Here is a 14194-nt window from a genome sequence, read left to right as displayed (position 1 = left end):
ACTAAACTAATTCTGTAATAACCTGTGTTTCGTTATGTAATGTTTTATGAACAGGACATTTATCTGCTATTTGTAATATTCTGGCTTTTTGTTTGTCATCTAAATTACCGACTAATTTTATTTCACGGTAAAACGTATCGATTTTTGCAGTGTTGTCTTCACAATCCTCACAATCTTTTGCGTGAGTTTTAGTATAACTTGTATGTACTTCTATATTTTGTAAATCCCATTCTTTTCTCTTGGTATACATTTGCACAGTCATTGCTGTACAAGCAGATAATCCAGCAGAAACAAGTTCGTATGGAGAAGGACCAAAATCATTACCTCCAAAACTTAAAGGTTCATCTGCCATCATATAATGATTGCCTACTTTCATTTGAGTTGAGAATCCATCAGCAGTATCTAAACTTGCTATAACTTGATGTTTTGTAGATAGTTTTTCGCTCTCTGGTATTGTAACATAACGTTTAGACCAATTTGAGATTATATTTCCAACATATCTAGAATCTTCTTTTCTCATTAATAAATGGTCGGCTCCATCAATAGAAACAAAACTTTTTGGGTGACGTGCAGCTACATATATGTCTTCGGCATTTTTAATACTAACAGTAGTATCTTGAGGAGAATGAATTACAAGTATTGCTTTACGTAAATTTTGTGCTACTTCGGGTAATGATTTACTTTCAATATCATCTAGAAATTGCTTTTTTATTGTAAACTCTCTGCCTCCTAAATTTACTTTAGCTTTCCCATTAGCCTTAATTTCGTCTATACTACTATGTAATAAATGTTGTACATGTTTAGGGTTTGATGGTGCTCCAATTGTGGCCACAGCCTTTACAGATGCTATTTTTGCAGCAGCAAAAATAGATGCTGCTCCACCTAATGAATGCCCTATTAAAAGCGTTGGGGAAGCATACTCTTTTTCTAAGAAATTTGCAGCGCTTATTAAATCTTCTACGTTTCCAGAAAAATTGGTGTTTTCAAAATCACCATCACTTTCTCCTAAACCTGTAAAGTCAAAACGTAATACACCAAAGCCATTTTGTGTTAATGCCCGACTTATATTTTTTACTGCAGACAGGTTTTTGTTACATGTAAAACAATGCGCAAAAATCGCAAAGTTATGTGGATGTTGGTTTATAGGGAGTTCTATACGGCCAACTAATAATTGGCCTTCAGGATTAGTAAAACTTACTTTTTTAATATTCATATTTAATTAATCTGAAGTCGTTTTTATAGCAAATAAATCTTGTAATGTAATCTTTAAAGCATTAGAGTTTATGGGCTTTGTTAAATAGCCATCAAAACCAGAAGCTATTGCTTTATTATAATCTTCTTCATCTGCATAAGCGGTTTGCGCAACTATATAAATATCTGGGCTAATAGCTTTAATTTGTTTTGTTGCTTCATAACCATCCAATACAGGCATTTTAATATCCATAAAAATAATGTCAAAGTTGGATTCATTAATATAATCTATTGCTTCTTGACCATTTTTTGCCCAGATGATTGTTTTGTCGTCTAAAATTATTTTATCTAACATTTTTTGTAAGACTAAATAATTTAACTTCATATCTTCAGCTATTAAAATTTTTAATGTTGAGCTAATTAGTTTAGGAGCTTTAGTCTCTAAATCATTTGGGGCAGGATTATATGGTAACGTAATTGTAAAAGATGTGCCGCCTTTTAGATTAGTGTCTAAAGTAATTGAGCCTTTTAAAGACTTTATATTTTCTTTAGCTATAGTTAAACCAATACCTAAACCATCATATTTTTTAGATAGTTCCTGTTCTATTTGATAAAATTCATCAAAAATTGCTTTAGATTTTTCAGATTGTATTCCAATACCAGTGTCTGTTATTTGTATTATTATATTGCTATTTTCAATTTTAGAAGACAATATAATGGAGCCATTATTTGTAAATTTTATAGCATTGTCAAGCAGGTTACTAATGGTTTTAGTTAACCTTGATTTATCAGATAAAATAATGCTTTCTGGTCTATTAACTTGGTTGTTGAATTTAAAACTTAAACCTTTATTTTCTGCTTTAATTTTATATATTTCTGCAATAATATTAAGCTCTTTTTCTAAACATAAAGCTTGATTTTTAGGTTTTGATTTTGTTGTAGTTAATTCTGAAATTTCAATAATATTATTTAGAATATTCGTTAGATTAGAACTTTGTTGAAGTATAGTATCTACAAAGCCAGTTTTATCTGCTTCTTCTATGCTATTTTCTTTTAAAAAACTTGCAAAGCCAATAATACTGTTTAATGGTGTTCTTACTTCATGAGAGATATTTTGAAGAAATAACGTTTTTAATTCATTGTTTTTTTCTGCTTTTTTCTTCGCTTTTATAAGTTCTTCTGTTCTTTTTTTTACTATCTGCTTTAAGTAAAAACTAAATATAAATGAAAGGAGTAAAACAGATCCTAATATTAATAATAGTGTTTTCCAGAAACTAGCTTTTTTATGAAAAGGTTTAGCTATATCTAGAAGCCATTTATTAAGAATTTCATTTTTTTCTTCTAATGATATAGAATTATTTCCTTTTTTTATTATTTCAGAAAGTATGGGTTCTTCTTTATTAATGGCAAAGCTTAATTCATTGTCATAACCTATTGAACCTTGTATTATTAAATTTGATATACCATCTTTTGTAATAAAATAGTTTATAGCACTTTCTAACCCAATAAAAGCATCAACTTCATTATTTAAAAGCGCATCTATACAAGCTTTTTCATTTGGTTTTAATACACGAGTAATATTTGGGTATTTCTTTCTTAAGTATTCTTCTATAGAGTAATCTTCACAAACGCATATTTTTTTATTATATAAATCTGAAATTTTTGTACTTGTACTATTTTTTTCTGTTAATATAATATGTCTACCAACAAAAACAGGTTCAGTAAAATCTAAATATTTACGTCTTTCTTCTGTATTTTGAATTTCAAGAATAACGTCTATTTTATTTGCTTTTGCATCTTTTACTAATTGTTGCCAATCATTATAATATCTTTTTTTAAATGTGTGATCTATATTAGATTCTAACTTATTAAAGTACTCTATTAGAATCCCATTTACTTGTCCATTTTCATTTATAAATTCAAAAGGTGGATAGTATATGTAAATACCAACAATTATATCTGGATTGTTAGATAAATAAAGTTTTTCTTTTTCTGATAGATGAGATTTGAAATCACAATTGTATAATAAAAACAAGAAAAAAAAGAACAAATATGATAAGCACGGGAGAGATTTACTTTTCATTATTAAGTCGGTATTAGACTTAAATTTACTAATTTTTTATCAGAATAGGATTACCAATTACCTCTTGATTTTATATTTGCATTGCAAAATTTTATTATTTCAACAATTCTTTTTTGCCTAGTAATTTCTCGTTTTGCTTGATTTAACCAGTATAGATAGCTTTTTCTGTAAGACGGTGCAAAATTATTATAATTTTCAAACGCTTTAGGGTTTTTGTCAAATTGAAGTTTGAGATCTTCAGGAATTATTCCTTTCTCAACAGTATCTAGTGCTGTCCATGAACCATTTTTTTTGCCAGTAGCAATAATAGATAGCCCGCTTTTATGCATTAAATTCTCTGTTGTAAGTTCTTTTATATATTTTTTATTTAAAGCACTCCAAACACTTTTAGAGTTACGTTTACAAAAGTATTGTCTACGTTTTCCGTTACCTAAACTTTTTACAGTAGAATCAATCCAACCATAACATAAAGCTACTTTTACAGCTTCTTCCCAACGCATAGAAGGCTCTGGGTTTTCTACTTTATAGAAAATGAGGTAAACACCTTCATCACTATCATAGTTTTTTGATAACCAGTTTCGCCACTCTATATCGGTTTTAAAATAAAGTTCTTGACGGTTCATTTTATTTCATTTCTTTTAAAACTACAAAAAAGTCACGTTTTACAGTTATAGGACGTTTATGTGATTGTATCGTTTTGGTTTGCCATTTTTCATTAGGTGTAACCCAATGTTCTTTATCACCAATATTGAGAATTAATGGCATATTAAAACCATCTACTATATTTGTGTATCTATATTTAATACTGTCCTTGTCTGTTTTGATTTCTATAGTAGGAATTCTAGTATCTCTAAGGTATTGATTGAAAAATGCGTCTAATTTTAAACCAGATTCTTGAGCTAAGTAGTTTTCAATATCTTTTGTTGTTACAGTTTGGTGGTAAAATGTAGAATTAAGATTTCTTAGTATGTTTTGCCACTTTTTATCATCGTCGATTAATTGACGTAGAGTATGTAACATATTAGCTCCTTTATAGTACATGTCACTAGAACCACTATGGTTTACATCATATTTGCCTATTAGTGGTTTGTCATTTTGAATATTTCTACGTGTGCCAATCACGTAATCTGCAGATGCTTTTTCTCCATAATAATAATCCAAGAATAAATTTTCAGAATAAGCAGTAAAGCTTTCATGAATCCACATGTCTGCAATGTCTTTATTTGTAATGTTATTAGCAAACCATTCGTGTCCTGCTTCATGAATAATTATAAAATCGAATTTTAGTCCCCAACCAGTACCAGATAAATCTCTACCTAGATAACCTTTTTTATATTGATTACCATAAGTTACTGAGCTTTGATGTTCCATACCTAAATATGGTACTTCAACAAGTTTAAAGCTATCTTCATAAAAAGGATAAGGTCCAAACCAATGCTCGAAAGCCTTCATCATTTTTGGGGTATCTTTAAAATGTTCTTTTGCTTTATCTATGTTATCTCTTAGAACATAGTAGTTTAAATCTAAATTACCTTTTTCTCCTTTATATACTTCAGAAAAATTTGCATAATCTCCAATATTAATATTTATACCATAATTATTTATTGGGTTTTTAACTGTCCAGTGATATGTTGTTGTGTTATTGGTTTTTTGTTCAACCTTTTTTAACCTGCCATTAGAAATATTCATTAACTTTTTAGGGACATTTACACTAATATCCATACTATCTACTTCATCGTACATATGATCTTTATTTGGCCACCAAACACTAGCTCCTAAACCTTGACAAGATGATGCTACAAAATGGTTACCGTTGTTATCTTTTTTCCATGAAATACCACCATCCCAAGGCGCATTAACAGCTTCTCTAGGTTTGCCTTCATAATAAGCAATAACACTATTTATTTCATTAATATTTTGTTGTTGTTTAAGAGAAATAAAATGAGCATTCCCGTCATGTTTTATCTCTAATTCTTTTCCGTTCTGCGTTACTTTTGTAAGTTGTAATGGAGGTTGAAGATCAATCTGCATAACCTGATGAGGTTTCAATACCTTATATTGAATTGTGTTTTTTCCTGATATGGTTTTTGTTTCTGGTTCAACTTTAATATCTAAATGGTAATAAGTAAGGTTCCACCATTCTCGTTCAGGAGTGATACTTCCTCGCAATGTGTCTTGTCTAGTGAAATTATTTTTGTCTTCTAGTAAACCTTGAGGATAACCTAAAAAGGATACTAATAATATTGAATAAAATATAATTTGTCTAAAATTAATCATTTAAATATGTTTTGTTTTTTTTGTAATTTTTACCAGCTATTGAATCTAAAATTATTGGAATAGAATATATTCCTTTTTTGCTAGATTTAAAGACTCCGAAATGTAAATGAGGTACTGTTGTCCAACCAGTAAATCCAGATAAAGCTATTGGCTGATTTATTCTTACTGAATCTCCAACTTTAATAAAGCTAGATTCTTTTTTTAGATGAACGTATTGCGCAAAAGTATTGTCTTTGTGGTATATAATAATATAATTTGCATAAGGTCTAAACTTAGAAGTTGTACCTTGTTTATCATTATTCATAATTGATTTAATAACAATACCACCTCTTGACGCTGTAATAGTATCTCCTTTTTTTGTGTTAAAGTCTAGTGTATATCTTGATACATTATTGTTATGAGTAAAGTTTCCATTGTAACCTTGAATTATTTTATATGTTTTCCCCTTTAAATATGGTAGTTCATAATTAAAAAGACTGTCGTGCGATTGTTTGTTTTTATCAAAATATCCATAATGTCTACTGAATTTTATTTTTTCTAAAATAGATATAGAATCCTCTTCATTTATATGAAAACTTAAAATGTTTTTTGTTTCAAGAGCTTTAAATTGAATATAGTTTTTTTTTCCAGTCTCCAAGTTTTTAATAGTATTAAATACTGGACAATTGTAATTGTTTATTGATTTTATATAAATTGAATCATTACTTAATTCAAAACTTATATAACTAGGTTTAATGATTTTTTTTGCGCAACTAGAAAGTAAAATGAATAAACTTAGTAGTAAAAAAAATAATTTCATTTATCTAAAAATTTTATTTGGAAATACTACTGGGCTTTCAAAACCATCTTTACCTACAGAAGCTATTCCAAAGAAGAAATTGTCAATAACAATGCCATTTAATATGTATTCTGAAACATCTCCAACATATTTACTATTGTCCCATGTTGGAGAAGTAGTGTCTCGCCAGTAAATTTTATACCCAATGGCTCCATTTACTTTTTCCCATTTAAACTTTGCGGCAGGTTCTACAATACCACCAATTGCAACATTTTTTGGAGCTGGAGGAGCAGAAGCTAGGCTAGCCATATTTATAGCATTTACAGCAGTTAATTTTTTTGCATAATCAAAATTTACGTGCTCTACAACATCACCGTATTTTATACCATTTTCTTCACGAATATCTTGATGTTGTTGTGTGTAATTTTCATGTGCTTCCATGATACGAATGCCTGCAAATCCTAAATCATTAAATGGTCTATGGTGTCCACCACGACCAAAACGATCTAATCGATATACCATCATTGGATTCATTTCTGGCATGTATGTTTTTACATTTTTATGAACATAACGAGCCAATTGCCTAGAAATACCATCAACTTCTCCACCATAAAAACGACGTAATCTACGTTGTCTCTCGGTTTCAGTTGGAGGTACAGGTTCAGAAAAAATTCTAAAGGTTCTATTGTCTATTACACCATCTACACCTTCAATATTTCCAATCATATCATTGTTAAGAATACCAATAATATCCCAACCTTTATCTTTTGCATATTTTGCTAATCCAGCGCCACCAAACAAACCTTGTTCTTCACCAGATAAACCAACATATATAATACTGCTTTCAAAATTATATTTAGAAAGCACACGAGCAGCTTCAATTGTACCTGCCATTCCAGAAGCATTATCATTGGCGCCAGGTGCATCTGTGGTAAAATCCATGGTATCACTAGCGCGAGAATCAATATCGCCGCTCATAATTATATAACGATTTGGATATTTTGTTCCCTTTTGAACGGCAATAACATTAACTATCCATGCATCATGGGGAACACGCTGATTTCCTTCTTTTGTAACAAAATCTTTTTGATAAAATACATTTAAGCAGTTTTTGCAGTCTTTAGAAATTGCATCAAATTCATTTTTAATCCAACGTCTAGCTGCACCAATACCTCTTGTGTTAGATATAGTATCGCTAAAGGTGTTTCTAGTACCAAAATTAGCTAAAGTTTCAATGTCTTTTTTTATGCGTTCTGCCGAAACATTATCTATAATGTCGTAAATTTTTTGATTAGTTTGTGCAGATATCACAACTGAAAAAAATAAAAAAGGGATGATAAAATATTTCATAGAATGAATTTTCATCTAAAATACTAAAAAATAAAAGTGGCTTAGAGGTAGAAGTACTTTTTAACAAGTCTTAGATATGTTAATTAAGAATTACTAGACAAAACAATTTTAAATTAATTACCAGAAGACACTTCTGATACTAATGAAAGTAGAGTACCTATTTCATTTGTTGCTATTCTTGTAATATTTTGTAAGTCTGGGTTTTCGAAAATTTTAAAAGTACTCCAGTCTTGATCTGTTTTAGGATTGAATTTATAAATAGTATTTCCTTTTGGCATTAATATAGTACCATTAATAAGCCAACACATGTCTTCGCTTTTAGAAATTGTATTTATTATTTTTTTAGATTCTCCAGTTTCTGGATTCATAGAATTAACTGCCCAAGAATCACCTACTTTACTTATATAACTAAATAATTGAGAGTTAGGAATTCTATGTAATGATCTACCTATATTTTTATCTAATATTTTATTCGTTTTATTGTTTAGGTTTGAGCTCACTAAATATGAAGAATCTCCTCTAATAACAAATGAAGCTAAATGATCTTTAGCGAGCCATGTATGATAGCCAATAACTAAATCTTCTATTAATACATTATTTGCACCCGTTTTAAAATCATAACTATATAGCAATTGCTTACCATCTTTATCTAAACGAATAGATGATACTTTTTTTTGCCCATATATTTTTTGAGGAGAATATTCACTTCCATTAAGCGTATTACTTATATAGTCGATTTTTTTATCTCTAATATTATATTTTGCAATATCTGTTTGGTTATTTCTAGTTGATGCAAAGAGTAAAATGTTATCATTATAAAAACTTGGTTGATTATCATAACCTTCATTCTTAGAAATATTTTCTCCTTTGGACAATTGATAGCTACCATTTTTAGTCGTTAGATTAAAAAGATATACTTCTGTATTTGTTTGTGCATAACAGCCTAAAGAAAAACATAAAATTAAGAGTAATGATTTCATTTTTTTGAATGATTTTAAGTACTAAAGATACATAAATAAAAAAACCGTTCCTTTGGGAGGAACGGTTTTTTAACTACTTGATAATTAAAACTAAATTAAAAGCAATATTGATTTTCTGCTTTAACCTTTTCTGCAATCTCGTTTCTTAAATCAACGATATCCGGGTAATTTGTATATTTAGTAAAACGCTTAAGCCCCATAAGCATCATACGTTGTTCATCTCCTTCAGCAAAAGAAATAATACTTTCTTTTCCTTTACCTTCAACAATACTTACAGCATTGTATAAATATAATTTAGACATAGCAATTTGTACAGCTTGTTCTTTTTCACTAGTACGTTTTGCATTTTTCTCAGTCCTTAAAATTGTTGATTCAGCCATATAGATTTCAATTAAGATATCTGCTGCTGCAATTAATAATTGTTGGTGTTCTTCTAAATCTGGTCCAAATTTTTGAACCGCTGCGCCAGCAACCATTAAGAATACTTTTTTAAGTCTTCCTATCATGGCTTTCTCTTCAGAAAATAACTCAGAATAATCTGGGGTTTCAAAAGAAGGAATCCCCATTAATTCATTTTGAACTGCAGTTGCAGGTGTTAATAAATCAACATGACCTTTCATTGCTTTTTTTACTAACATACCAACAGATAACATTCTGTTAATTTCATTAGTACCTTCATAAATACGAGCAATACGAGCATCTCTCCAGGCCGCTTCCATTGGTGTCTCTTCAGAGAATCCCATACCACCAAAGATTTGTATACCTTCATCTGCACAGTTTTGTACATCTTCAGATACCGCTACTTTTAAGATAGAACACTCAATAGCATACTCTTCTACACCTTTAAGTTCTGCTTCTTGGTGAGTATTTCCAGCTGCTTCTCTTAAAGCAATACGATCTTCAATATTTTTTGAAGCTCTATAGGTTGCAGATTCACCAGCATATGTATTAGTAGCCATTTCAGCTATTTTTACTTTAATTGCTCCAAAATTAGAAATAGGAGTTTTAAATTGCTTACGTTCATTTGCATATTGCACTCCTAATGTAGTAATACGTCTTTGTGAATCTAAACATGCTGCAGCTAATTTAATACGACCAACATTAAGTGCATTCATAGCAATTTTAAAACCTTCTCCACGTCCAGCTAACATATTCTCGATAGGTACAATTGTATCATTAAAGAATACTTGACGAGTAGAACTTGCACGAATACCTAATTTGTGTTCTTCTTCACCTAGAGTAATACCGTTTGAAGGGTCATTCTCTATAATAAAACCAGTAATATTTTTATCATCTTCAAGACGAGCAAAAACAATGAATACACTACAGAAACCTGCATTAGAGATCCACATTTTTTGTCCGTTAATTTTGTAAGATTTTCCATCTTCGGTTAACTCGGCAGTAGTTTTACCAGAATTAGCATCAGATCCAGCACCAGGCTCAGTTAAACAATAAGCACCAAACCACTCACCAGAAGCTAGTTTAGGAACGTATTTTTGTTTTTGAGCTTCTGTTCCATATAAAGTAATTGGCATAGTACCAATACCAGTATGTGCACCAAATGCAGTACTAAAAGAACCAGTACCACTAGAAATATAATCACAAGTTAATACTGTAGAAACAAAGCCCATTCCTAATCCACCATAAGCTTCAGGAACTGCTACACCTAAGAAACCTAAATCTCCAGCTTTACGCATACATTCTTCTGTTAAAGCATAATCTTTTGCTTCAAAACGAGGTTTGTTAGGTATAATCTCACGATCATTAAACTCCATAACCGCATCTTTCATCATATTTTGTTCTTCTGAAAAATCTTCAGGAGTAAAAACATCTTCACATTTTGTTTCCTTAACTAGGAATTGTCCACCTCTTAATAACTCTTTTTCTTCCATCTCTATATTATATAACTTATGTTCTTTTTTTTAGTTTAAAAATTCAAATATTCCACATGCGCCTTGACCTGTTCCAACACACATGGTAACTGCTCCATATTTACCTGTCATATTTTGTTTACGCATTTCGTCAAATAATTGTACCGATAGTTTTGCGCCTGTACAACCTAAAGGATGACCTAAAGCAATAGCTCCTCCATTTACATTAATAATGTCTGGATTTAGGTTTAATTCACGAATAACAGCTAATGACTGTGAGGCAAAGGCTTCATTTAATTCTATTAATGATAAATCATCTTGCTTTAAACCTGCTTGTTTTAATGCTTTTGGTATTGCTTTTACTGGCCCAATACCCATAATTCTAGGTTCAACTCCAGCTGCTGCATAATTTACTAATCGAGCTATAGGTTCAAGGTTTAACTCTTTAACCATATCTTCACTCATAACCATTACAAAAGCTGCACCATCACTCATTTGTGATGAGTTACCAGCTGTAACACTACCGCCTTGAGCAAAAACTGCTCTTAACTTTGCTAAAGCTGCTTTGTTGGTTCCTTTACGAGGACCTTCGTCTTTTGTTACTGTATATGATTTTGTTGCTTTTTTTCCATTAGCATCAATATAAGTTTGTTCAACTTCTATTGGTACAATTTGATCTTGAAAACGATTTTCTGCTTGCGCTTTTAATGCTTTCATATGTGAATTATAAGCAAACTCATCTTGGTCTTCACGAGATATATTAAATTGGTTTGCTACTGCTTCTGCAGTATTTCCCATGCCCCAGTAATAATCTTCGTGACCAGCTTTAACGATAGCATCGTAGTTTAATTCTGGTTTAAAACCTGTCATTGGTACAGAGCTCATACTTTCTGCTCCACCAGCAATAATACAATCTGCCATTCCTGCTTGAATTTTTGCTGTAGCCATACCAATAGTTTCTATTCCAGAAGAACAAAAACGGTTTACAGTTACTCCAGGAACATCAACAATATCTAATCCCATTAATGAGATTAAACGTGCCATGTTTAATCCTTGAGAACCTTCTGGCATTGCATTACCTACAATAACATCATCAATACGTTTTGGATCTAAAGTTGGCAACTCTGTCATCATATGTTTGATGGTTTCTGCCGCTAATTCATCTGTTCTTTTAAAACGGAACACGCCTTTTGGAGCTTTTCCAACTGCTGTTCTATATGCTTTTACTATATATGCTTGTTTCATTGTCTTAGTTTCTTAAAGGTTTTCCTTTTGTTAACATATGTTGAATACGTTCTAAAGTTTTGCGTTCTGTACATAAACTTAAGAAAGCCTCTCTTTCTAAATCTAATAGGTACTGTTCGCTAACTAAAGTGGGCTCGGATAAATCACCACCAGCCATAACATAAGCTAGTTTATTAGCAATTTTATGGTCATGAGCACTAATGTAATTAGAGGCTTCCATAGCATCTGTTCCTACTAAGAACATACTTAAAGCTTGTTTTCCTAATACTTTTACATCATTACGTTTAACCGGTTGTGTGTAACCAGTTTCTGCCATAAGTTTAGCATGTTGTTTTGCAACTGCTATTTGACGGTCTTTGTTAACCACCACTATATCTTTTCCTTTTTGTAGGATTCCAAAATCATAAGCTTCGTATGCAGAAGTAGCTACTTTAGCCATACCTATAGTTAAGAAATATTCTTGTAATGTATTTAATTCTACATCACCTTTTCTAAACGTATCTGAAGCTCTTAAAGCCATTTCTTTAGAACCTCCGCCTCCAGGAATAACACCAACGCCAAATTCTACTAAGCCAATATAAGTCTCTGCTGCTGCAACAACTTTATCTGCGTGCATTGACAATTCACAACCACCACCTAAAGACATTCCGTGAGGAGCTGCAATAGTTGGAATTGATGAATAACGCATACGCATCATTGTATCTTGGAAGTATTTGATAGCCATATTAAGCTCATCATATTCTTGTTCGGCAGCCATCATAAAGATCATGCCTATATTTGCTCCTACTGAAAAATTTGCTCCTTGATTTCCAACTACTAAACCTTGGAAATCTTTTTCTGCCATATCAATAGCTTTATTAATTCCTGCTAAAACATCTCCACCAATGGTATTCATTTTAGATTGGAATTCTACATTTAATATACCATCTCCCAAATCTTGGACAGATACTCCAGAGTTTTTGAAAACTTCTGTAGTTTTTCTAATATTATCTAAAATGATAAATGCATCTTGTCCAGGAATTTTTTCTTGTAATTTCTTAGGTATATCATAGCTATAAGTAGCACCATCTTTAATAGAGTAGAAGCTATCGCTACCAGATTCTATCATGTCTACAACCCAGTCTGCAGGTTTTAAGCCTTCAGCTTGCATCATTTCAATACCCTTTTCAACACCAATAGCGTCCCAAATTTGGAATGGCCCATGTTCCCATCCAAATCCAGCTTTCATTGCGTCGTCAATCTTATATAGCTCATCTGTGATTTCAGGAATACGATTAGATAAATAGGCGAATAATGCTGAAAAACTTTTTCTATAAAATTCACCTGCTTTATCTTTTCCTTTTACTAATACTTTAAAACGATCTGCTACTTTATCAATAGTTTTTGTTAATTCTAAAGTGGCAAATTTTGCTTTTTTAGCTGCACGATATTCTAATGTGTTTAAGTCTAAGCTTAAAATTTCTTTTTTGCCTTCAGCAGAAACAGTTTTCTTATAAAAACCTTGTTTAGTTTTACTACCTAACCATTTATTTTCCATCATGGTATTGATGAAATCAGGTAATTTAAAAAGTTCTAAACGCTCATCGTCTTTGCAGTTGTCTCCAATACCATTAGCTACATGTACTAAAGTGTCTAAACCTACAACATCAACAGTTCTAAAAGTTGCCGATTTAGGGCGACCAATAACTGGACCAGATAATTTATCTACTTCTTCAATAGTTAAATCCATGTCTTTTACAGCATGGAATAAGCTCATGATAGAGAAAATACCAATACGATTTCCTATAAATGCTGGTGTATCTTTAGCAATTACCGAAGTTTTTCCTAAGAACTTTTCACCGTAACCATTTAAGAATTCTAAAACAGAAGCATCAGTTTTAGGCCCAGGAATGATTTCGAATAATTTTAGATAACGAGCAGGATTGAAAAAGTGTGTGCCACAGAAATGTTTTTGAAAATCATCTGAACGGTCTTCACTCATAAATTTAATAGGAATACCTGAAGTATTCGAAGTAATTAATGTACCAGGAGTTCTATATTTTTCTAGTTTTTCAAAAACTTGTTGTTTAATGTCTAATCTTTCAACCACAACTTCCATAATCCAGTCGACATCTTTTACTTTAGCTATATCGTCTTCAAGATTTCCAGTTGTAATTCTTTTTGCAAAAGATGAATGATAAATTGGAGAAGGCTTAGATTTTAATGAAGCTGTTAAAGCATCATTTACTAAGCGATTTCTAACCACTTTATCTTCTAGAGATAATCCTTTAGCCTGTTCTTTAGCATTAAGTTCTCTTGGTACAATATCTAATAATAAGACATCGACACCAATATTTGCAAAATGACAAGCAATACCGCTTCCCATAATTCCGGAACCAATAATCGCTACTTTTTTAATTCTACGTGTGCTCATATTATT

At 31.1% G+C, this 14194-nt stretch carries 10 protein-coding genes; all 10 read right to left on the bottom strand.

Annotated elements, in window-relative coordinates; all coding sequences use genetic code 11:
* Position 1: 1 nt before the first annotated feature.
* Complete coding sequence (locus Q0997_RS09035) at positions 2-1213, bottom strand: bifunctional alpha/beta hydrolase/OsmC family protein (protein ID WP_299887655.1); 1212 nt, start codon at positions 1211-1213, stop codon at positions 2-4.
* A gap of 6 nt (positions 1214-1219) precedes the next feature.
* Positions 1220-3274: a transporter substrate-binding domain-containing protein gene (locus tag Q0997_RS09030; RefSeq protein ID WP_299887652.1), complete on the bottom strand. Its 2055-nt coding sequence runs from the start codon at positions 3272-3274 to the stop codon at positions 1220-1222.
* A gap of 50 nt (positions 3275-3324) precedes the next feature.
* The gene (locus tag Q0997_RS09025; RefSeq protein WP_299887649.1) at positions 3325-3897 is read right to left on the bottom strand and encodes a YdeI family protein; all 573 of its coding nucleotides are present in this window, start codon (positions 3895-3897) and stop codon (positions 3325-3327) included.
* Position 3898: 1 nt separating this feature from the next.
* Complete coding sequence (locus tag Q0997_RS09020; RefSeq protein ID WP_299887647.1) at positions 3899-5551, bottom strand: M1 family metallopeptidase; 1653 nt, start codon at positions 5549-5551, stop codon at positions 3899-3901.
* Positions 5544-6350, bottom strand: a complete 807-nt coding sequence (locus tag Q0997_RS09015; RefSeq protein WP_299887645.1) for a M23 family metallopeptidase — start codon at positions 6348-6350, stop codon at positions 5544-5546. The genes Q0997_RS09020 and Q0997_RS09015 overlap by 8 nt, the downstream gene beginning before the upstream one ends.
* The gene (locus Q0997_RS09010) at positions 6351-7679 is read right to left on the bottom strand and encodes a M28 family peptidase (RefSeq protein ID WP_299887642.1); all 1329 of its coding nucleotides are present in this window, start codon (positions 7677-7679) and stop codon (positions 6351-6353) included.
* Positions 7680-7792: 113 nt separating this feature from the next.
* Positions 7793-8659, bottom strand: coding sequence for a hypothetical protein (locus Q0997_RS09005; protein ID WP_299887639.1), 867 nt, complete (start codon positions 8657-8659; stop codon positions 7793-7795).
* 95 nt (positions 8660-8754) lie between these two features.
* Complete coding sequence (locus Q0997_RS09000; RefSeq protein ID WP_299887737.1) at positions 8755-10557, bottom strand: acyl-CoA dehydrogenase family protein; 1803 nt, start codon at positions 10555-10557, stop codon at positions 8755-8757.
* A gap of 24 nt (positions 10558-10581) precedes the next feature.
* Positions 10582-11775 (bottom strand): acetyl-CoA C-acyltransferase, encoded by a 1194-nt coding sequence (locus Q0997_RS08995; RefSeq protein WP_299887636.1) that lies wholly within the window; start codon positions 11773-11775, stop codon positions 10582-10584.
* Positions 11776-11779: 4 nt separating this feature from the next.
* Positions 11780-14188 (bottom strand): 3-hydroxyacyl-CoA dehydrogenase/enoyl-CoA hydratase family protein, encoded by a 2409-nt coding sequence (locus Q0997_RS08990; protein ID WP_299887633.1) that lies wholly within the window; start codon positions 14186-14188, stop codon positions 11780-11782.
* Between the last annotated feature and the right edge of the window lie 6 nt (positions 14189-14194).

The sequence above is a fragment of the uncultured Lacinutrix sp. genome (assembly GCF_947500325.1).
Lineage (GTDB): Bacteria > Bacteroidota > Bacteroidia > Flavobacteriales > Flavobacteriaceae > Lacinutrix.
Note: the sequence above shows the minus strand (reverse complement) of the source record. Positions and strands in the feature narration are given on the sequence as shown.